23 protein-coding genes and 1 riboswitch are annotated in these 19,997 nt (G+C 71.3%); of the genes, 9 read left to right on the top strand and 14 right to left on the bottom strand.

Going from position 1 to position 19,997, the window contains the following annotated elements:
* Positions 1-22 precede the first annotated feature (22 nt).
* From QDS12_RS15325 to QDS12_RS15305, 5 genes are read left to right on the top strand one after another with little or no spacing between them, the layout of a single operon-like run.
* The gene (locus tag QDS12_RS15325; RefSeq protein ID WP_279880326.1) at positions 23-895 is read left to right on the top strand and encodes a sigma-70 family RNA polymerase sigma factor; all 873 of its coding nucleotides are present in this window, start codon (positions 23-25) and stop codon (positions 893-895) included.
* Positions 896-951: 56 nt separating this feature from the next.
* Positions 952-1,752, top strand: a complete 801-nt coding sequence (locus QDS12_RS15320; RefSeq protein ID WP_279880323.1) for a septum formation family protein — start codon at positions 952-954, stop codon at positions 1,750-1,752.
* Positions 1,749-2,570 (top strand): septum formation family protein, encoded by an 822-nt coding sequence (locus QDS12_RS15315; protein WP_279880321.1) that lies wholly within the window; start codon positions 1,749-1,751, stop codon positions 2,568-2,570. The genes QDS12_RS15320 and QDS12_RS15315 overlap by 4 nt, the downstream gene beginning before the upstream one ends.
* Positions 2,571-2,592: 22 nt before the next feature.
* Positions 2,593-3,750: an acyl-CoA dehydrogenase family protein gene (locus tag QDS12_RS15310; protein ID WP_279880318.1), complete on the top strand. Its 1,158-nt coding sequence runs from the start codon at positions 2,593-2,595 to the stop codon at positions 3,748-3,750.
* Between the two features lie 8 nt (positions 3,751-3,758).
* Positions 3,759-4,331 carry a GNAT family protein gene (locus tag QDS12_RS15305; RefSeq protein WP_279880315.1) on the top strand — a complete coding sequence of 191 codons (573 nt, stop codon included), beginning with the start codon at positions 3,759-3,761 and terminating at the stop codon, positions 4,329-4,331.
* Positions 4,332-4,365: 34 nt separating this feature from the next.
* On the opposite strand, the gene QDS12_RS15300 is transcribed toward QDS12_RS15305, so the two are convergent.
* On the bottom strand, positions 4,366-4,704 hold the full coding sequence (locus QDS12_RS15300) for a transglycosylase family protein (protein WP_279880312.1): 339 nt from the start codon (positions 4,702-4,704) through the stop codon (positions 4,366-4,368).
* Positions 4,704-4,867, bottom strand: a riboswitch (cyclic di-AMP (ydaO/yuaA leader). (Overlaps the previous gene by 1 nt.)
* Before the next feature lie 185 nt (positions 4,868-5,052).
* Here QDS12_RS15300 and QDS12_RS15295 point away from each other — a divergent pair.
* Positions 5,053-6,195: an FAD-dependent oxidoreductase gene (locus QDS12_RS15295; RefSeq protein WP_279880310.1), complete on the top strand. Its 1,143-nt coding sequence runs from the start codon at positions 5,053-5,055 to the stop codon at positions 6,193-6,195.
* Positions 6,196-6,199: 4 nt separating this feature from the next.
* Here the strand turns inward: QDS12_RS15295 and QDS12_RS15290 are convergent, their stop codons facing one another.
* The gene (locus tag QDS12_RS15290) at positions 6,200-7,180 is read right to left on the bottom strand and encodes a magnesium transporter CorA family protein (protein ID WP_279880308.1); all 981 of its coding nucleotides are present in this window, start codon (positions 7,178-7,180) and stop codon (positions 6,200-6,202) included.
* 238 nt (positions 7,181-7,418) lie between these two features.
* Between QDS12_RS15290 and QDS12_RS15285 the strand changes: the two genes are divergently transcribed.
* Together QDS12_RS15285 and QDS12_RS15280 are read left to right on the top strand one after the other, a co-directional pair.
* Positions 7,419-9,035, top strand: a complete 1,617-nt coding sequence (locus tag QDS12_RS15285) for a DHA2 family efflux MFS transporter permease subunit (RefSeq protein WP_279880304.1) — start codon at positions 7,419-7,421, stop codon at positions 9,033-9,035.
* Positions 9,036-9,044: 9 nt separating this feature from the next.
* On the top strand, positions 9,045-9,929 hold the full coding sequence (locus QDS12_RS15280) for an NADP-dependent oxidoreductase (protein ID WP_279880301.1): 885 nt from the start codon (positions 9,045-9,047) through the stop codon (positions 9,927-9,929).
* A gap of 10 nt (positions 9,930-9,939) precedes the next feature.
* On the opposite strand, the gene era is transcribed toward QDS12_RS15280, so the two are convergent.
* The 5 genes from era to QDS12_RS15255 form a co-directional block, all read right to left on the bottom strand.
* Positions 9,940-10,872 (bottom strand): GTPase Era, encoded by a 933-nt coding sequence (era, locus tag QDS12_RS15275; RefSeq protein WP_279880298.1) that lies wholly within the window; start codon positions 10,870-10,872, stop codon positions 9,940-9,942.
* Complete coding sequence (locus QDS12_RS15270) at positions 10,869-11,648, bottom strand: siderophore-interacting protein (RefSeq protein WP_279880296.1); 780 nt, start codon at positions 11,646-11,648, stop codon at positions 10,869-10,871. The genes era and QDS12_RS15270 overlap by 4 nt, the downstream gene beginning before the upstream one ends.
* A gap of 57 nt (positions 11,649-11,705) precedes the next feature.
* Complete coding sequence (locus tag QDS12_RS15265; RefSeq protein ID WP_279880293.1) at positions 11,706-12,239, bottom strand: pyridoxamine 5'-phosphate oxidase family protein; 534 nt, start codon at positions 12,237-12,239, stop codon at positions 11,706-11,708.
* A 68-nt stretch (positions 12,240-12,307) separates the two neighbouring features.
* Positions 12,308-13,600 carry a class I SAM-dependent methyltransferase gene (locus QDS12_RS15260; RefSeq protein WP_279880290.1) on the bottom strand — a complete coding sequence of 431 codons (1,293 nt, stop codon included), beginning with the start codon at positions 13,598-13,600 and terminating at the stop codon, positions 12,308-12,310.
* Positions 13,597-14,973, bottom strand: a complete 1,377-nt coding sequence (locus QDS12_RS15255; RefSeq protein ID WP_279880287.1) for an FAD-binding oxidoreductase — start codon at positions 14,971-14,973, stop codon at positions 13,597-13,599. Before QDS12_RS15255 ends, QDS12_RS15260 begins: the two co-directional genes overlap by 4 nt.
* A 122-nt stretch (positions 14,974-15,095) precedes the next feature.
* On the opposite strand from QDS12_RS15255, the gene QDS12_RS15250 reads away from it, so the two are divergent.
* Positions 15,096-15,347 carry a hypothetical protein gene (locus QDS12_RS15250; RefSeq protein WP_279880284.1) on the top strand — a complete coding sequence of 84 codons (252 nt, stop codon included), beginning with the start codon at positions 15,096-15,098 and terminating at the stop codon, positions 15,345-15,347.
* An 18-nt stretch (positions 15,348-15,365) separates the two neighbouring features.
* Here QDS12_RS15250 and QDS12_RS15245 read toward each other — a convergent pair whose 3' ends face one another.
* Genes QDS12_RS15245 through QDS12_RS15215 form a run of 7 tightly spaced genes read right to left on the bottom strand, consistent with a single transcriptional unit; the run spans position 15,366 to position 19,924 of the window.
* Positions 15,366-15,674 carry a chorismate mutase gene (locus QDS12_RS15245; RefSeq protein WP_279880281.1) on the bottom strand — a complete coding sequence of 103 codons (309 nt, stop codon included), beginning with the start codon at positions 15,672-15,674 and terminating at the stop codon, positions 15,366-15,368.
* 39 nt (positions 15,675-15,713) lie between these two features.
* On the bottom strand, positions 15,714-15,953 hold the full coding sequence (locus tag QDS12_RS15240) for a hypothetical protein (protein WP_279880279.1): 240 nt from the start codon (positions 15,951-15,953) through the stop codon (positions 15,714-15,716).
* A 60-nt stretch (positions 15,954-16,013) separates the two neighbouring features.
* Positions 16,014-16,859, bottom strand: coding sequence for a pentapeptide repeat-containing protein (locus QDS12_RS15235; protein WP_279880276.1), 846 nt, complete (start codon positions 16,857-16,859; stop codon positions 16,014-16,016).
* Between the two features lie 12 nt (positions 16,860-16,871).
* On the bottom strand, positions 16,872-17,210 hold the full coding sequence (locus tag QDS12_RS15230) for a cytidine deaminase (protein ID WP_279880273.1): 339 nt from the start codon (positions 17,208-17,210) through the stop codon (positions 16,872-16,874).
* Positions 17,207-18,499 carry a hemolysin family protein gene (locus tag QDS12_RS15225; protein WP_279880270.1) on the bottom strand — a complete coding sequence of 431 codons (1,293 nt, stop codon included), beginning with the start codon at positions 18,497-18,499 and terminating at the stop codon, positions 17,207-17,209. The genes QDS12_RS15230 and QDS12_RS15225 overlap by 4 nt, the downstream gene beginning before the upstream one ends.
* Before the next feature lie 28 nt (positions 18,500-18,527).
* Positions 18,528-18,992 (bottom strand): rRNA maturation RNase YbeY, encoded by a 465-nt coding sequence (gene ybeY / locus QDS12_RS15220; protein ID WP_279880267.1) that lies wholly within the window; start codon positions 18,990-18,992, stop codon positions 18,528-18,530.
* Positions 18,989-19,924 carry a PhoH family protein gene (locus QDS12_RS15215; RefSeq protein WP_279880460.1) on the bottom strand — a complete coding sequence of 312 codons (936 nt, stop codon included), beginning with the start codon at positions 19,922-19,924 and terminating at the stop codon, positions 18,989-18,991. Before QDS12_RS15215 ends, ybeY begins: the two co-directional genes overlap by 4 nt.
* Positions 19,925-19,997: the final 73 nt, after the last annotated feature.

Below are 19,997 nucleotides of genomic sequence, written 5' to 3'. Positions count from 1 at the left end.
ACGCTCGGGATGGAGGCTGGAGATGGCAGCAACCGCACGCTCGACCCTGCCCACAGCGACGGCTCCGGCCGGACATCAAGACATGCCCCGGCCGCGACGAGGCCTGCCCGACGGCGACGCCGGCGTCACCCGCGCGGAGCGCGCCGACACCACGGAGGGGCTGCTCGCGCTCGCGGACCGCACCGACGACGAGCTCGTCCGGCAGCGCCTGCTGGACGAGGTCATCCTCCTCAACCGCGGCGTCGCCGACGCCGTGGCCTCGCGGTACCGCCGGCGCGGCGTGCCGATCGAGGACCTGCAGCAGGCGGCGTACGAGGGCCTGGTCAAGGCCGTCAACCGCTGGGACTCCTCACATGGCAAGCCGCTGCTCACCTATGCGGTGCCGACGATCCGGGGCGAGCTGCAGCGGCACTTCCGCGACCACGGCTGGACCGTGCGCCCGCCCCGGCGCGTGCAGGAGCTGCAGTGGCAGGTGAGCGGCTGCATCGCCGAGCTGACCCAGGCCCTGGGCCGCGAGCCGTCGGACACCGAGGTGCAGGAACAGCTCGGGATCACGGACACGGAGTACGCCGACGCGATGACCGCGTTCGGGTGCTTCCAGCCCACCTCGCTGGACCAGCCCGTGGGGCCGGAGGCGGCGGCGACGCTCGGCGACCTCATCCCCGACCAGGCCACCGAGGAGGCCGGGACCGACCAGCTCGCGGCGGCCGACGCCCGTGCGACGCTCGGCCCCGCGGTCAGGTCGCTCCCCTCGCGGGATCGCCGGATCCTCTACCTGCGGTTCTTCGAGGAGCAGACCCAGGAGCAGATCGGCGAGGAGCTCGGCGTGACCCAGATGCAGGTCTCGCGGCTGCTCGCGCGCATCCTCCGCGACCTCCGGGGTGCGATCACCTGACTCGGCCGACGCGCTGAAGCGGTGCGGGCTGGGGTGCCCGGATAGCATCGACCGCCGTGCGCCCCGCCCTGCTCCTGCTCTCGCTGCTCCTCCCGCTGACGCTCGTCGCAGGCTGCGGCGGGAAGGACGTCCCCGCGGGAGCTGACCCAGCACAGGTCGACTCGAAGAAGGTGCCGACGGTCGGCGCGTGCCGCAACCTCCGGCGCAGCGACATCGCCGCTCCGACGAACGCGGGCAAGCTGCGGCCCTGCACCGAGCCGCACAACGCGGAGACCTTCGCCTCCGGCGAGCTTCCCGCGGAGTTCAAGGACGCCGACTACCACGAACCGGACCTGGAGGTGTGGGCCTACCGCGCGTGCGGCTCGGCCCTGACCCGGCACCTCGGCGCCACCGACAGCGTCGTCATGCGGGCGATCCTGAGCTGGGTGTGGTTCCGGCCGTCCCAGAAGGCGTGGGACGACGGCGCGCGCTGGTACCGGTGCGACGTCATCGGCGGCGGGGCCGGCTCGCGGGTCTACCTCGACCTGCCGACCACGACCAAGGACCTGATGGCCACGCAGCCTGACGACCACTGGATGACCTGCGCGCGGGGCACCGACCCCGACCACGGTGCCAAGCTGCCCTGCTCGCAGCAGCACAGCTGGCGCGCGGTGACCGTCATCAAGGTCGGCGAGCCGGACGACCCCTACCCCGGCGACGCCGCGGTGGCGAAGAAGAGCAAGAGCTTCTGTGCGTCGTCGGTCGCGGCCTGGCTCGGCTACCCGACCGACTACGACTACGCCTACACGTGGTTCCACGCCCCCGAGTGGAAGGCCGGCAACCGCAAGTCGGTGTGCTGGGCGAAGACGGCACAGTGACCCGCCCGATCATCCGCCTGCTGACCGCGGTCGCGGCCGTCGTACTGCTCGCGACCGGTTGCACCTCCGGTGACGACACGCCGCGCGCCGCGACGACGACCAAGCCCACGCCACCGCCCCGTGCCACGCCGGCGCCGGCACCGAAGGACCGGACCTGCCACCGGCTGACCTACACCCAGGCCCTCGCCCCCGCCACGACCGACGACCCGGTGCCGTGCCGGTCAGCGCACACCGCCCAGACGTACGCCGTCGGCCGGCTCACCACCGAGGTCGGCGGCCACCTGGTCGCCGTCGACTCGCCCCGCGTGCAGCGCCAGGTGAGCGGGTCCTGCCCCCGACGGCTGACCGCCTTCCTCGGCGCGTCCACCGAGCGGCTGCGGCTGTCGATGCTCCGTGCGGTCTGGTTCACGCCGACGGTCGACGCCTCCGACGAGGGCGCCGACTGGTACCGCTGCGACGTGATCGCCGTCGCCGGAGGCCAGCAGCTGGCCCCGCTGACCGGCACGCTCAGCGGGGCCCTGCGGACCGCCGGCGGTCCCTACGCCATGTGCGGCACCGCTGAGCCCGGCACGAAGGGCTTCCGCCGGGTGCTGTGCCGGGAGAAGCACAGCTGGCGCGCGCTGCGCACGATCGCGCTGGGCGACGGCAAGACGTACCCGGGCGCATCGGCGGCCAAGGCGGCCGGCCAGAAGCCCTGCCAGGAGGCCGGCCGGGGCGTCGCGAAGGACGCCCTCGACTACCAGTGGGGCTACGAGTGGCCGACCGCCCAGCAGTGGGCCGCGGGCCAGACCTACGGGATCTGCTGGGCTCCCGCCTGAGCCGTCCTCGTAGTCTGGCGCCATGCGCCGTACCGTCTTCAACGAGGATCACGAGTCGTTCCGCAAGACCCTGCGGGCCTTCATCGAGGCCGAGGTCGTGCCCCACTACCAGGAGTGGTTCGACGACGGCCTGGTGCCGCGCGACTTCTACTACAAGCTCGCCGAGCTCGGCCTGTTCGGGATCGAGGTCCCCGAGGAGTACGGCGGCGCCGGGATCGACTCCTTCAAGTACGCCGCCGTGCAGTACGAGGAGACCGCCCGCGCGGGTGTGAACTTCGGCGGCTCCGGGGTCCACGTCGCGCTGTGCCTGCCCTACCTCCTCAAGCTGGGCACGCCGGAGCAGCTCGAGCGCTGGATGCCCGGCTTCGTGTCCGGCGAGACGATGTTCGCGATCGCGATGACCGAGCCCGGCACCGGCTCGGACCTCGCCGGCATGCGGACGACGGCGCGTCGCTCGGACGACGGCAGCCACTACGTCCTGAACGGCGCCAAGACGTTCATCACCGGCGGCTACCACGCCGACCGCGTCATCGTCTGCGCCCGCACGTCGCCGCCGCTCGAGAACGACCGGCGCTTCGGGATATCGCTCTTCGTGGTCGACACGAAGGCGTCGGGCTACGCCGTCGGCCGCAAGCTGGACAAGATCGGGCTGCGCACCTCCGACACCGCGGAGCTGTCGTTCTCCGACGTCGTCGTTCCGGCGGAGGACCTGCTGGGCGAGGAGAACCAGGGCTTCTCCTACCTCGGCCAGAACCTCCCGCAGGAGCGGCTCGGCATCGCCTACGGCGCCTACGCGCAGGCCGCGGCCGCGGTCCGGTTCGCCCAGGAGTACACCGAGCAGCGCACAGTCTTCGGCAAGGAGGTGGCCTCGTTCCAGAACACCAAGTTCGAGCTGGCCGCGTGCCAGGCCAAGGTCGACGCCGCCCAAGCCGTCGCCGACCGCGCGTTGGAGGCCCTCGACGCCGGCGAGCTGACGGCTCCCGAGGCCGCGTCGGCCAAGCTCTTCTGCACGGAGATCGCCTCCGAGGTGATCGACCGCTGCCTGCAGCTGCACGGCGGGTACGGCTACATGAACGAGTACCCGATCGCCCGGCTCTACGCCGACAGCCGCGTCAACCGGATCTACGGCGGGACCAGCGAGGTCATGAAGACCATCATCGCCAAGGCGATGGGGCTCTAGGGGCACACATGCCCCTGCCCGCACCGACCCTGCACACCGACCGCCTGCGGCTGCGTCCCTTCACCGCTGCGGACGCGGACGACCTCTTCGCCCTCCACAGCAGCGCCCACGTCCTGCGCTACTGGGACTCACCCCCGTGGCGCGAGCCCGCGCGCGCCGAGCGCTTCCTCGCGGCGTGCCGGCAGATGGCGGACGAGGGCACCGGGGCGCGGCCGGCCATCGAGCGAGCCTCCGACGGGGCCTTCCTCGGCTGGTGCAGCCTCACCCGCTGGAACCCCGACCACCGCAGCGCGTCGCTGGGCTACTGCCTCACCGATGCGGCCTGGGGACAGGGATACGCGACCGAGGCCGCACGCGCCCTGCTGCAGTGGGCGTTCGACACGCTCGACCTCAACCGCGTGCAGGCCGAGGCGGACACGCGCAATGCGGCGTCCGCCCGCGTCCTGGAGAAGCTCGGGTTCGTGCGGGAGGGGACGCTGCGCGAGGACTGCGTCGTCGACGGCGAGGTCTCCGACTCGTGGGTCTACGGGCTGCTCAGGCGGGAGTGGCGGCCGACGTTCGAGCCGGCCGCCACCCGCTGAGCCCGCACGGCGCAGAGCGTCCAGGACCAGCGGGTCAGCGCACGCCGATGCGCGCCGAGCAGGCCGGCCACGCGCCCCAGCCCTGGCCGCGCTTGATCCGCTCGGCGACCTTGATCTGCTGGGCCTTCGTGGCGCGACTGGGCAGCCGGGCGAACCGGCGCCCGCCGTAGCCGCGCCACGTGCTGCCGCTGATCTGCAGGCCGCCGTAGTAGCCGTTGTGCGTGTTGAGGTGCCAGCGGCCACCGGACTCGCAGTTGGCGAGCCGCTGCCAGGTACGGGTCGTCGCCGCGTGAGCGGGCGATGCGACCGCGACGACCGGGGTGATGGTGGCCGCCGCGAGGACGGTCGAGGACAGGAGCGTGCGCATGCGCATAGGGATCTCCTCCGCGCCTGCGAGGTTAGCTGTCGGGTTCGGACGGAGAGCGTGCCCGGCCGCCGGTCTGGCGGCTTCACCCCAAGGGCCTCCTGCACGTCGACAGGTTGCCCGGAAGGACCTGGGTCCCCCGCTCCTGCCCGTGCGATGACGCTCGAGGGGCCGCCCGGCCGGACAGGACTCGGCGGGACCGGCGACCGTCCCACCGTCGGCGGGACCTCACGAGACTAAGCCGGGGACGAGCCAGGACCAAAGTCCCATCGGCGCCGTTCCTCCCGGTCGCCGGACCGGCGGCGCCTGACCGTCCTCCGTTCGGTTCGGTTCGGTTCGGTTCGGTACGGTCACGGCATGACGGGCCGGAGCCGCCGCAGGGCGATCGTGGTCGGCGCCGGGGCGTGGGGTCTGCCCACTGCGGCCCAGCTCGCCCTGCGTGGTCACGAGGTGACCCTCGTCGACCGGTACGGCGTCGCGAACCTGCTCTCGTCGTCGCCTGGTCCGACCCGCGTCTGGCGCCACGCGGACGCGACCCCGGTGCTCTGCCGGCTCGGGCTGCGCAGCGTGGGCGCCATGGATCGTCTGGCCGCGCGGTCCGGGACCGAGGTCTACCGCAAGGTCGGGGTGCTCTGGCGCGACCACGATCCGACCCGGCTGCTGACGACGCTCCGCGAGGAGGAGGTCGAGCACGTTGAGGTGGAGGCCGCCGACGTCGGCCGCTGGCTCCCCGGCCTCGTGCCCGACGAGCGGCCGGCGGTCTGGACGCCGCTGGGCGGGTGCGTGCTCGCCGCTGCCTCGATGGCGGCGCAGGGTCGGCTCTTCCGCGAGGCGGGAGGCCGGCTGGTGCGGGACGAGGTCATCGGGATCGACGCGGCTGCCGGGAGCGTGGAGCTGCGGGACGGTGGCCGGATGGCCGCCGACGTCGTCGTGGTCGCCCCTGGACCGGGCGCCGTCGCGCTGCTGCCGATGCTCGACGTCGACGTACCGCTCACCCCGCAGCTGGAGCAGGTCGTGCACTTCGGCTCGCCCGACGCCCCGCACCGCTACGACGACGTCCCGTGCCTCTTCGAGGGGGCGTACGGCGCCAGTCCGGGGTTCTACTCGATGCCCACCCCCGGCCGTGGCTACAAGATCGGGCTCGACGTGGCGGTGCGCGGCTGGACGCCCGACGACGTCGACCGGACACCCTCCGACGAGCGCACCCACGAGACCGCCGTCGAGGCCGCGCGCCTGGGGTTCATCTCCGACCCGGTCCTCGACGCGCAGATCTGCAGCTGGACCGACTCTCCCGACGGCCTCTTCGTCATCGACCGGGTGGGCCGCGTCGTGCTCGCCTGCGGTGACTCGGGAGCCGGCTTCAAGTTCTCGGCGCTGATGGGCGAGATCCTCGCCGACCTGGCCGAGGAAGGTGAGCCGGACGCCGACGTCGGCTCGCTCGGGCTGGCGCGCTTCGACGGGCGGCCGCTGGTCGATCGGAGGAGCGGGCACCTCCTCTGACCGGTCACCACCAGCCCTGCCGGTGCGCCCAGTGCAAGAGCAGACCCGACATGGTCAGCATCACCGCGATGACGATGACCAGCTGCGTCACGTGCGTGCTCCGGTTGACGATCATGTTCATGCCGTAGATCGAGGCCAGCGCGGTGATCGGCAGGGTGATGGCCGCGATCACCGCCAGCCGCTCCATCGCGACGGTCATCTTGGTGTTGACCTTCGTCTGGTAGAGCTCGATCACGCCGAAGAGGAACTGTGCCTCGCCGTCCGCGATCGACCGCACGCGGTTGAACTGGTCGGCCAGGTCCCGAGCCAGCACCCGCGACGGTTCGGGCACGAACCGGTCGAGGGAGCCGATCCTGGCGTAGACGTCGTGCGTCTGGGCTGCCATCGTCCGGGCGGTGATCAGCTCGTGCCGGATCAGGAACATCCGCTCCAACAGCACCTCCGGCGCGGTGAGCTTCGACTGCATCACCTCCTGCTCCAGGCCGGGGAGCTTCTCGGCGACGAGCGCCACCAGGGCCCGCTGCCGTCGCGCCACCGCCGACGAGAGGGCGTAGGAGAGCTCGGCGGGCGTGCCCGGGCAGAACCGGCCCGCCTCGATCCGGCCGCGCACCGCGGCGGTCTCCACCAGCGCCTCACCTCGGTCCACCACCGGGTTCATCGGTCCGTGCACCGTGACGAGGAACCGGTCCCCGACGATCTGGTCCAGCTCGAGCATGTGCACGTGCCCGTTCACACCCTCCAAGGGGGCGTGGGCGATCACGAAGTAGTGGTCGCGATAGCTGTGCACCGTGGGCACGTGGTTGCGCCGTCGGCAGTCCTCCACCACCCGGGGGTGGCAGCCGAGCCCGGAGAGCAGCCTGGTCGTCTCGTCGTCCCACTGCGGAACATCGATCCAGACGAAGCCGTCCTCGCGGTCGAGCAGGGCGGTCAGGTCCTCGATGTCGTGCTGGTGCGCTCCCGACGCGTCGACGAACCGAACGTCCATGTGGCCAGCGTGGACCCGTCCTGGGGTCCCGTAAAGGAGCGCGCTGGCCCCGTGCCGGCACCGGCCCTCCGCCCGGGAACCCACCTCGAGGCGGATCGATCAGCGAGGCCGGGAACAAAGTGGCGTGCGTCACGGGTTGCGGCGGAGAAGGATGGACCACGTGCCTTGCTGATCCGCGCTGCCGCGGACCAGCCCGACCACGGCCCAACACCGACCGGAACGCCCGGAAGGACCTCCCATGGCATCCTCCACATCGCCGTCCGCCTCACCGATCGACTATCCCGACCACATCGACGCAGCCGTCCTCAAGGTCGCCGGCGTGGTCGTGCTCGGCGCGATCATGTCGATCCTCGACATCACCGTCGTCAACGTCGCCCTCCCGACCTTCCAGCGGGTCTTCGGCCACGGCGGGGAGGAGCTCGCCTACTCCCACGTGGCCTGGACCGTCACCGGCTACACCCTGGCTCTCGCCACCGTCATCCCGCTGACCGGCTGGGCCGCCGACCGCTTCGGCACCAAGCGGCTCTACATGACCGCCATCCTGCTGTTCACGGCCGGCTCCGCCCTGTGCGCGACGGCGTGGAGCATCAACGCGCTCATCGGCTTCCGGGTCCTCCAGGGTCTCGGCGGCGGCATGCTGATGCCGCTCGGCATGACGATCATGACCCGGGCCGCCGGCCCGCACCGGATGGGCCGGCTGATGGCGATCCTCGGCGTCCCGATGCTGCTCGGGCCGATCATGGGCCCGATCCTCGGCGGCTGGCTGATCCAGGTCGCGAGCTGGCACTGGATCTTCCTGATCAACGTGCCGCTCGGGATCATCGCGATCGTCTATGCCTGGGTCGTCCTCGCCAAGGACGCACCGGAGCCCTCGGAGTCTCTCGACGTCGTCGGCATGCTCATGATGTCGCCGGGCCTCGCCCTCTTCCTCTACGGCGTCTCGTCGCTGCCGAGCCACGGCGGCGACGTCGGCGACCCGCACGTGTGGGTGCCGGCGCTCGCCGGTCTGGCGCTGATGGCCACGTTCGTGTGGTGGTCGTTCAAGCCCCAGCACCCGCTGCTCGACCTACGCCTCCTGGGCAACCGCAACCTGGCGCTCTCCCTGATCACGATGTTCCTCTTCGCCGGGGCGTTCTTCGGCGGCCTGCTCCTCGTGCCGACCTACTTCCAGCAGGTGCGCGGCGAGTCGACGCTGCACGCCGGTCTTCTGGTCGCGCCCCAGGGCCTCGGCGCGATGATGACGATGCCGATCGCCGGACGCCTCTCCGACAAGGTCCCGATCGGCCGGATCGTCCCCGTCGGGCTCGTGCTCATCATCATCGGCATGTTCGGCCTCACCCAGATCACCGACACCACGCCGTACGGCGCCATCATCGCGATGCTCGTCGTCATGGGCTGGGGCATGGGCGCCACGATGATGCCGATCATGACGACCGCCCTGCGGACCCTGCGGGCGCACGAGGTCGCCCGTGGCTCCACCCTGCTCAACATCAACCAGCAGATCGCGAGCTCCGTCGGCGTCGCGACGATGTCGGTCGTGCTGACCAACAACCTCAAGAACTCCCCGGTGATCCCGGGCACCCAGCACATCCCCGGTTTCCCGGACGGCATCACCGAGACCACCGCAGCGATCCTGAAGAACACCCAGCCGGCGCTCTTCGCCAAGCTCGGGCTCGACCCGGCGGCGGTCGCCAACGGCATGTCGAGCGCGGCGGCTGCCTTCGCCCAGACCTACTGGGTCGCCTGGGTCGTCATCGTCGTGGCGCTGGTCCCCGCGCTCATGCTGCCGCGCAAGCGCGAGGAGACCCATCTGCTCGACGACGAGGGGGCGCCGCCCGTCGAGATCACTGGCTAGCATCGCGAGGTGGCCCAGCACTGGATCGCAACCGACCCGACGACCTTCACCCTCGAGGACTACGACGTCCCCGCGCCGGGGCCGGACGAGGTCACCGTGTCCGTCCGGGCCGCCGGAGTGAACCCCGCCGACCACAAGCACCCCGCCCGCGCGACGTCGTTCCCGGTGCCGATCGGCTATGAGGTCGCCGGGGTCGTCTCGGCCGCGGGCGCCGACGCCGGCTTCTCCGTCGGTGACGAGGTGCTGGCGTTCCGGGTCTCCGGTGGCTGGGCGAGCGAGCTCACCATCCCGGCCGCCGACGTGTTCGCCAAGCCACCAGCCCTCTCGTTCCCGGAGGCGGCGAACCTCCTCCTCGCCGCCACGACCGCCGCCGAGATGCTGCACGTCGTCGGCGCGCGCGCCGGCGAGACGGTCCTCGTGCACGGCGCCTCCGGTGCGGTCGGGGTCGCGGTTCTCCAGCTCGCCGCGACGCGCGGGGTGCGCGTCGTCGGCACGGCGAGCGAGGGCAGCTTCGAGAGGGTGGCCTCGTTCGGCGGGGTGCCGGTGGCCTACGGCGACGGGCTCGCCGACCGCCTCGGCGGCGACGAGATCGACGCGGCGCTCGACTGCGTGGGCACCGACGAGGCTGTGGCGGTCTCGAAGGCGCTCGTGGCGGACCCGGCCCGGATCGTCACCATCGCCGCGCCGGAGTCCTCAGGACTCCAGCGGATCGGCGGCGGCATGCCGGCGTCGAAGACCTACCGCGACTCGGTGCGTCGGGACCTGATCTCGCTCGCGAGCGACGGCCGGCTGGTCGTCCCGATGGCGCGCACGTTCCGGCTCGTCGACGCGCTCGACGCGGTCGCCCTGCTGCGCGGCGGTCACCCGGGGGGCAAGGTCGCGCTCATCCCGTAGTCGATCGGCGTCAGAAGCCCAGCTTGCGCAGCTGGCGCGGGTCGCGCTGCCAGTCCTTGGCGATCTTCACGTGGAGGTCGAGGAAGACCGGCACCCCGAGAAGCTCGGCGATCTGGAGGCGGGCCCGCTTGCCGACGTCCTTGAGCCGCGAGCCCTTGTGACCGATGACGATCCCCTTCTGGGAGTCGCGCTCGACGTAGAGGCTGGCGTGCACGTCCATCAACGGCTTGTCCTCGGGCCTGTCCTCACGCAGCCCCATCTCCTCCACGACGACCGCGATGGAGTGCGGGAGCTCGTCGCGTACGCCGTCCAGGGCCGCCTCCCGGATCAGCTCGCCGACGAGGATCTCGTCGGGGCTGTCGGTGAGGTCGCCCTCCGGGTAGAGCGGCGGACCCTCGGGGAGCAGGGCCACGAGCAGGTCGGCGAGCAGGCCGATCTGGTCCCCGGCCTTGCTCGAGACCGGCACGATCTCCGCCCACTCGATGCCGAGGTCGGCACCGAGCGCCTGGATGTCGAGCAGGTGCTCGCCGATCCGCTCCGGGCTCGCCAGGTCGGTCTTGGTGGCGACCGCGACCCGCTTGATGCCCTTCTTCAGCTTGGAGACGTTCTCGGCGATCCGCCGGTCGCCCGGGCCGATCTTCTCGTTGGCGGGGAAGCAGATCGCCACCACGTCGACCTCGGTCCAGGTCGCCTCGACGAGGTCGTTGAGGCGCTCACCGAGCAGGGTGCGCGGGCGGTGCAGGCCGGGGGTGTCGACCAGCACGAGCTGGCCGTCCGCGCGATGCACGATGCCCCTGACGACCGTGCGCGTCGTCTGCGGCTTGTCGGAGGTGATGGCCACCTTGGTCCCGACCAGCGCGTTGGTGAGGGTCGACTTCCCCGCGTTGGGCCGGCCGACGAACGAGACGAATCCGCTCCTGAAGGTGTCTGCCTCTGAGCTCACGTGTCCGCCGCCTCGTCGTAGTTCTGCCAGATCTGCTCGTCGGTGAGGCCGGCCGCCTTGCCCGCCCTGTAGATGGGGCCTGGGTCGACCTTGCGCGGCTGCCGGCCCACGCTGGACCGCCAGTACCCCATCACGTCGTAGGCGTGACTGGGCAGCCGTCGCTCGCGCATCAGGTGCTTGCGGATCGCCCGCATCTGCGCCGACTCGCCGGCCATCCAGAAGTAGCCCTCCCCCTCGGGCCACGCCAGCCCCTCGACCGTCGCCGCCAGCTGGTCGCCGTGCCCGGCGAGCCAGGTGACGTCGGCCGATCCCGGGAGGTAGTCGGCGAGCTCGTCGACGTCGGGCACCTCGGCCCAGATGCGGGTCGGCAGCGTCGTCTCGGACGCGATCCGGGCCATCGCCGGCAGCGCCGTCAGGTCTCCGACCAGCATCAGCCACTGGGCACCGGGCGGCTGCTCGAAGGACCCCTTCGGCGCGGTGATCGTGACGGTCTCCCCCACGATCTCCGACCGGGCCGCCCACTCGGTGACCAGCCCGGTCGCGTGGACCACGATGTCGAGCGTCAGTCGCGTGTGCCCGGGCCCTGGCGAAGCGTCGTACGACCGGACGGTGTAGTAGCGGGACTGGAACTGCCCTGGCACGACCAGCCCGACCCACTCGTCCGGGACCCCCGTCGAGACGAACCCGGGGACGTGGAGCACCACCCGCACCAGGTGCGGCGAGAGCTCCTCGCGGCTGATCACCTCCGCGTCGTACTGCTCCGCCCTGACACTCACCCGCCAAGGCTAGCCGCGGCTGAGCCGCCGGCCCGATCCGGCCCTGATCATCCCGGGTCAGAACGTCCAGCGCGTGGCGCCGTACGGCTCGACGCACTGCACCGCCTGCGCGGAGGTGGCCTCGATCCGGTGCACGTGCCACGGAGCCGGGCCCGCGGACTGGGCGTTGAACGGCGCCGTCAGGCCCTCACCGGACTCGTCCACCTCCGCTGGCCAGCCGCGGTCGTGGTGGTGCGCCGCGATCCGCGCGAGCTCCTCGCCCAGGACCCGCACCGCCCGACCCTCGACCACGAGGTCGAACTCGCGGACCGACAGGGAGACGGCGCAGCGCGGGTCTCGTGCGAGGTTCCGACCGCGGCGGGTGCCCGGCCCGGTGACGACGTAGAAGTGGTCGTCGAGCCACACCGCCCCGACCGCGTTGACGTGCGGGCCGCCGTCGGCGTTGACGGTCGACACCCAGGTCGAGTGGCGCCCGGGGTCGCCCGGCTGCGACCCCGGCCCCTGGTCGAAGCCGGCGTCGAGCCGGGCGCGCACAGGCTCCCAGTCCATCGTGGGAGCACCGATCGCCGCTGCGAGGTTCTTCGTCTTCATGGCCCTCTCCTTCGGGAGTGCGAGGTGGTCTCACCCTCCCTACGAACAGGGTCGCCGAAGAACGACGCTCAGGCCCCGAACTCGTGGCGCAGCGGGTAGTCCGACACGCCGTCGACGGTCTTGGTCGCGAGCACGTGGTGCAGCTGGATCATGTTGCGCTCGAAGCCGAGCCGCGAGCCGGCCATGTAGAGGCCCCACACCTTGGCGGTGCCGAGCCCGACCTCGGCGACAGCCTCGTCCCAGTGGTCGACGAGGTTCTTGTTCCAGCCCATCAGCGTCTTGGCGTAGTGCAGCCGGAAGTTCTCGTGGTGCTGGACCTCGAGCCCCTCGTTCTCGACGGCGGTGACGATCGTGCCGGAGCCGATCAGCTCGCCGTCGGGGAAGACGTAGCGGTCGATGAACGCCCCGGCGCTGGCCTGGTGCCGGTTCTCGTCGCGGGTGATGCAGTGGTTGAGCATCCGGCCCTGCGGCTTGAGCTTGTCGCGGATGAAGCCGAAGTACGCCGGGTAGTTGCGGACGCCGATGTGTTCGGTGAGCCCGATGGAGCTGACGGCGTCGAAGTCGCCCTCGCGCACGTCGCGGTAGTCGGAGAACCGCACCTCGGCCAGGTCGTCGAGGCCCTGTCGCTTGATCTCCTCCTGCGCCCAGGTGGCCTGCTCGCGCGACAGCGTGACGCCGAGCGCCTTGACGCCGTAGTGCTTGGCCGCGTGCCGCACCATCCCGCCCCAGCCGCAGCCGAGGTCGAGCAGCCGCTGGCCGGGCTTGAGGTCGAGCTTGCGGCAGATGAGGTCGTACTTGTTCTCCTGCGCCTCCTCGAGGGTGGCGTCGGCGGTCGGGAAGACCGCGCACGTGTAGGTCATCGACGGGCCGAGGACGTACTCGTAGAACGTGTTGGAGACGTCGTAGTGGTGGTGGATGGCGTCGGCGTCGCGCGCCTGGGAGTGGCGGCCCCAGCCGACGACGCTGCGCAGGCCCTCGACGCGGTGGCGCCAGGCCGGCAGGTGCTCCTGCGGCGGCGGCTTCGGCGGGTTGAAGTTGGCGATGCCCAGGCTCCGCACCAGGCCGACCATGTCGGGGATGGAGGGCCGGGCGAAGTTCGTCTTGCTGAGGATCAGCGAGAGCAGCGGGTAGGGGTCGCCCGGGTGCGTCCCGTGCAGCTCCAAGTCACCGCTGACGTAGGCGCGGGCCAGGCCCAGGTCACCCGGCGCGGTCAGGATGTACTGCAGCCCGCGCTGGTTGAGGACCTCGAGGCCGTACGGCGACCCCAGGTCGCCCGACTCGCTGCCATCGAAGGCGGTGAGCCGGATCGGCAGCCCCCCATCGAAGAATCCGTTGATCGTGCCTGCGATGTTGTGGGTCACCGCTTCTTCACCGCCTTGTCATAGAGGCTCGTGAGCCTGTCGTCGGGGTCGTACTTCGCCTTCACGGCGGCCAGGTTGGCGCCGTCGTAGAGGTCGTCGAAGGTGTCCTGGTCGTAGAACGCCTCGGAGTAGAGGGACTTGTGGCCGCCGAGCTCGTGGACCCTGGTCTCGATCGCGCGGTTCTTGGGCCCGTTCGTCGCGTCGGGGCCCACGTGGACGGTGCCCCAGAAGCCGACGTTGACGTAGATCTCGCCGGGCTCCAGCGGGTAGGACGGCCACTTCTGCCGCGCCACGAGCGGGCACAGCCACACCGGTCGCATACCGACCTCGTCGTCGAACCACTCGAGGAACGCCGGCAGGTTCTCGACCGGCACCTCGATGTCCTGGACGACGCGCTCGCGCAGCGGGCGACCGGCACGACGGTCGAGCCGGTCGGCGATGGAGAAGCGCCGGTCGAGCCCGAGCAGCTTCATGTAGACGTCGCTGCGGCGGTAGCGGCGCGGCCAGAACCGTCGGATCGTCGGGTTCTGCGCACCGAACGCGCCCGAGCACCAGAACCAGTCGGTGTCCCAGCGCCAGATGTAGTCGTAGATCGTGAGCAGGTCGGTGGTCCGCTCCTGGATCGAGCGGTAGTAGACCTGCTGCCCGGCGTAGTCGCTCGGGGTGTCGCCGCCGGTGGTGTCGGTCCAGGTCGCCAGCGTCAGGTAGTACTCCCCCGGTGCGAACGCGACGCCGTCGAGCCCGTCGACCCGGGTGCCGTCGAAGTGCTGGTCGGCGGTGATCTGGGCGATCGCCGTCGCGAGCCGCTCGGCGTCGTCGAAGCGGACGTGCCGCAGCCGCACGAAGCTCGGCACCTTCTCCAGCTTGATCTTCAGCCGGGTCGCGTAGCCGAGGCTGCCGTAGGAGTTGGGGAACGTCTCGAACAGGTCGTCGCCCGGCTTGGTGGTGACGACGTCGCCCGCACCGGTGAAGACGTCCATCTCCACGACCGACTCGTGCGGCAGCCCGTTGCGGAAGCTGGTCGCCTCGATGCCGAGGCCCGTGACGGCGCCGCCGAGCGTGATCGTGCGCAGCTGCGGGACGACATAGGGCATCAGCCCGTGCGGGAGGGTCGCGTCGACGAGGTCCTCGTAGGTGCACATGCCCTGGACATCGGCGGTCTGCCCGTCGGCGTCGACCTCGATGACGCCGACCAGCCCGCTGACGTCGAGCCCGGGGGCCGTCGACGCCGTCCGCGCGCGGAACAGGTTCGTGGTGCGCTTGGCGAGCCGGACCGGCGCTCCGGCCGGGATGGCGGCGTACGACGACCGCAGCCGTGCCACCGCCTCTTCGTGCTGCCGCCAGGCAAGGGACTGGATGGGGCCGCTCGTCACTCTCGTCAACCTACTCCCTCGGCTTTCCGTCCGGGTCCCGGGTCGGCGGCCGATGGCGTGGGACCCCGTCTCCTCCTCTATCCTCATGGCGCCCCACACACCCCGCCGAGCGAGGAGATGCCGTGTCGACCGCTGCAGAGCGTGACGCGATCGCGACCCTGGCCGAGAAGGCCTGGCCCTACTTCGAGAACAACCAGGTGAAGTGGCGCAGCAAGCCCGTCACCCAGGCGCGGCTCGCACTGGCCATCGAGGCGCTGCTCGAGCACATGCGCGCCAAGAAGTCGGACATCGCGACGATGACCGGGCTGACCGCCTACCGCGAGGAGGACGGCATCCACATCACCGTCGAGCTGGGGACGCTCCCGCTGGAGTGACCAGCGGCCCGCGTCGAGTCACTCCTCGCGGGCGAACGTCTCGTGGTTGCGGATCACCTCGGCGATGATCACCGCGAGGAACTTCTCGGCGAACACCGGGTCGAGCCCGCTCTCCTCGGAGAGCCGGCGCAGCCGCTCGATCTGGACCGCCTCGCGGGCGGGGTCCGCCGGCGGGAAGCCCGCCCGGGCCTTGAGCCGACCGACCTCGGCGGTGCACTTGAAGCGCTCGGCGAGCAGGTGGACCAGTGCCGCGTCGAGGTTGTCGATGCTCGACCGCAGTCGCAGCAGCTCGGCACGGGGATCCTCAGCGTCGTTCACGACCGCCATCCAAACATGCACGGATGACCGACCGACGGCCGGGACCGGTCACTCCTCCTCGTCGTCCTCCAGCCCGAAGCGCTCGTCCTCCTCTTCGTCCTGCTCCGCCGCGTGCGGATAGGCGTCGTCGTCGATCTGCACCGTCGCGCCCTGCTCGAGCACGTCGGCCTCGTCCGCCTCGTCAGGGGCGACCTGGGGCTCGTCCACCGTGCCTGCGCCGTCCATGGCCTGCCGCTGCTCGGCCACGTCGGCCTCGTTCGCGTCGTCGAAGGGATCGGTAGTGCTCATGCCGTGGGGTGCCCGACCCGCAGCGACGACAAACAGGGCGACCGGGCCGGTCGGGTGGCGTCAGGCGGTCCAGTGCGTCGGCCGGGCGAACCCGGGCGGCAGCACGGTCGCGCCGTCGCCGCGGGCGCTGTCGACCTGCATCTGGGTCACGTAGATCGCCTCGCCGAGGTCGGCCCGGGCCAGGTCGGCGTCGCGCAGGTCGACGCCGAGCAGGTCGCACCACGACAGCCGGGCGCCGGACAGGTCGGCGCCGATCAGCACCGAGCCCCGGAGCGTGAGGCCGCGCAGGTCGGCACCGGCGAGCCGGGCACCGCTCAGGTCGCGTCCCGGACCAAGCCCGTCCCGGCGGCGCGGTGGCCGGGTCACGCGGTTGCGGGCTTGCTCGCTGGCGGCCAGCAGCAACGGTCGCGCGGCGGCGTACTCGCCGTCGACGTCGAGCGCCAGGAGCCGGTCGGGGGATGCGTCGCTGAGCGCGCGGACGTGGTCGAACCGCTGCCGGAGGGCGTCCGCGCCGTCGCCGTCGCCGGTGAGCGCGATCGCCCCGTCGAGGTACCAGAGCAGCTCGTGGAGCCGGCGCACGATCGGGAAGACCTGGAACATCCGGGCCCCGTCCGCCGGGTCGTCGCGCCACGACCGGCCGCCGAAGGTGTGGCGCGACACCTTCTGCCCGGCTCCGAAGCAGTCGAACACCGTGCAGCCCTTGAAGCCGCGCTGCCGCAGCTCGCCGTGGATCCCGCAGGCGTCGGCGTCGTCGAGGTGCACGCACGGCTCGCCGGCCGCCTTGTCGACCGGGAAGTCGGCGGAGCGGGCGAACGCCAGCGCGACGCAGCACAGCCCGAAGCAGCGCGCGCAGTCGGCGCCGAGGTCCTCGCGGACGCCGAGCGCGATCCTCGTCGGGGCCGACATGATGGACGCCGCCTAGCTGAGCGTGGTCGTGGCGATGTCGCCCCGGGCGTCGCCCGAGTGCACCGTCACGCCGGAGCCGCCGAAGTCGCGGACGACGGCGAGGTCGGCGTCGCTGACCGTGCTGTCGCCGAGCACGACGACCGCCTGGAGACCGGTGGAGCCGGACGAGACCGCCATGGCGACGCACACGCCGACGGCCGAGACCGAGAGCGAGGGCAGCGAGACGGTGGCCCCGGCGTAGGTGCGGCCGTCCTGGTCGCGTACGGCGGCGCCCTCGGCCGCCCCCGTGCGGGCGCGGGTCGCGCGGGCCAGGGTCACGAGCTTGCCGTCCTCGGCCGACAGGTCAGTCATCCGTCACCTTCATCTCCGGACAGCTCCTTCTCGAGTCGTTCGATCAGCACGGTGCCGATCCGGTTGCGCCGACCGGCGGTCTCCTCGGCGGTGAACCGCAGGCCGTGGGCCTCGACCACGGATCCGGGGATCGGCACGAGGCCCAGGTGCTTGGCCATCAGGCCGCGCACCGAGTCGACGTCCTCCTCCTCGACGTCCACGCCGACGAGCTCGTCGAGGTCGTCGACCTGGAAGCGCGCCGGCACCCGGACGACGCCCTCGTCGACGACCTGCGGCGAGTCGTCCCCGGCGTCGTACTCGTCGGTGATCTCGCCGACGATCTCCTCGAGGACGTCCTCGATGGTGATCAGGCCGGCCGTGCCGCCGTACTCGTCGACGACGATGGCGATGTGCTGGCGGCGCGCCTGCATGTCCTTGAGGAGCTCGTCGACCGGCTTCGAGTCGGGCACCCAGTACGGCGGCCGCATCATCTCGTCGACGCGCTGGGTGAACTCCACGTCGGGTGCCTCGAAGTCCCGCCGCACGATGTCCTTGAGGTAGGCGACGCCGACGACGTTGTCGAGGTTGTCGTCGACGACCGGCATGCGGGAGAACCCGCTGCGTAGGAACAGCGACATGGTCTGGCGCAGGTTCTTGTGCCGCTCGATGTAGATGACGTCGCCGCGGGGGACCATCACCGCCCGGGCCGTGGTGTCGCCGAGCTCGAAGACCGAGTGGATCATCCGGCGCTCGTCGCCCTCGATGAGCGACGACGCCTCGGCCAGGTCGACGAGCTCGCGCAGCTCGGTCTCGGTGTTGAAGGGGCCCTCGCGGAAGCCCTTGCCCGGCGTGAGCGCGTTGCCGACGAGGATGAGCAGTCGCGGCAGCGGCCCGAGGACGCTGGTGATCGCGGTGACCGGCCCGGCGGCGAGCAGCGCGACCCGCTCGTTGTGCTGGCGGCCGAGGGTTCGCGGCGCGACGCCGATGGCGACGAACGAGACCACGAGCATGACGGCGAGTGCGGTGAGGACCGTGGGCCACCAGGCGCCGCCGTAGGCGTCGGAGAGCTCCAGCGCGACCAGCACCGTGGCCGCGACCTCGCAGAGCAGCCGCAGCAGCAGGACGGTGTTGAGGTAGCGGGGCGGGTCGGCGAGCAGGGTCAGGAGCCGCTGGGCGCCGGCCTTGCGCTCCTCGGCGAGCTCCTCGGCCCGCGCGGTGGAGAAGCCGCCGAGCGCGGCGTCGGCGGCGGAGAAGAGGCCGGCGAGGATGACGAGCAGGGCGGCGGTGACGACCAGCCAGAAGTCGGACATCTCGGTGTGTGGTGGGTGCGGGCCGCGGCTACTGGGGCGCCTTGGCCTGCGAGCCCCACTCCTGGAGGATCTCGGCCTGGAGCCCGAACATCTCGCGGTGCTCCTCCGGCTCGGCGTGGTCGTAGCCGAGCAGGTGCAGGATCCCGTGCGTGGTCAGCAGCTCGACCTCGGCGACCGTGCCGTGACCGGCAGCCTCGCCCTGCTTCACCGCGATCGTCGGGGCGATCATGAGGTCGCCGAGGACACCCTCCTCCGGCTCCTCGTCGAGCAGCCCGGGACGCAGCTCGTCCATCGGGAAGGCGAGCACGTCGGTCGGCCCCTCCTTGCCCATCCACTGCTCGTTGAGCTCGGCGATGGTCGCCTCGTCGACGAGCTTGATGCAGAGCTCCGCCATCGGGTGGACCCGCATCCGGTCCATCACGAACCGGGCCAGCTTGGCCAGGTGGTCGACGTCGAGGTCCGCCTCGGACTCGTTGAGGATCTCGATGCTCACGATCGCCTCTCCGGGCTCGGCTGCTGGGCGTCGTAGTCGTCGTAGGCCGCGACGATCTTGCCGACCAGCCGGTGGCGTACGACGTCGTGGCTGGTGAGCCGGTTGAAGCTGATGTCCTCGACCTCGTCGAGGATCCCCTCGACGACCCGCAGGCCGGAGCGGGTGCCGCCGGGCAGGTCGACCTGGGTGATGTCGCCGGTGACGACGATCCTCGAGCCGAAGCCCAGCCGGGTGAGGAACATCTTCATCTGCTCGGGCGTGGTGTTCTGCGCCTCGTCGAGGATGATGAAGGAGTCGTTGAGCGTGCGGCCGCGCATGTAGGCCAGCGGCGCGATCTCGATGGTGCCCGACGCCATCAGCTTGGGGATGAGGTCGGGGTCGAGCATGTCGTGCAGCGCGTCGTAGAGCGGCCGCATGTAGGGGTCGATCTTCTCCGTGAGCGTGCCGGGCAGGAAGCCGAGGCGCTCGCCGGACTCGACGGCCGGGCGGGTCAGGATGATCCGGTTGACCTGCTTCGACTGCAGCGCCTGCACCGCCTTGGCCACCGCCAGGTAGGTCTTGCCGGTACCGGCGGGGCCGATGCCGAACGTGACCGTGTGCTTGTCGATCGCGTCGACGTAGCGCTTCTGGTTGAGCGTCTTCGGACGGATCGAGCGACCGCGGTTGCTCAGGATGTTGAGGGAGAGCACGTCAGCCGGCTTCTCGACCGTGTCAGCGCGGAGCATGCCGATGATCCGCTCGACGGCCTCGGCCGAGAGGCCCTGGCCGGTGCGGATGAGCGTCACCATCTCCTCGAGCAGGCGCTCGATGAGGGCGATCTCGCTGGGCTCGCCGTGCAGCGTGATCCGGTTGCCGCGCACGTGCACGTCGGCGTCGAAGTGAGACTCGATCACCCCCAGGTGCTCGTCGCCCGGCCCGAGGACACTCACCATGTCCACGCTGTTGGGCACCACGACGGTGTGCTTGGTGGTCAGCTGCTGCTGGGGGGTCTCGGTCACGTGAGCT

This window comes from Nocardioides sp. CER19 (genome assembly GCF_029846275.1).
Taxonomy (GTDB): Bacteria; Actinomycetota; Actinomycetes; order Propionibacteriales; family Nocardioidaceae; genus Nocardioides.
Note: the sequence above shows the minus strand (reverse complement) of the source record. Positions and strands in the feature narration are given on the sequence as shown.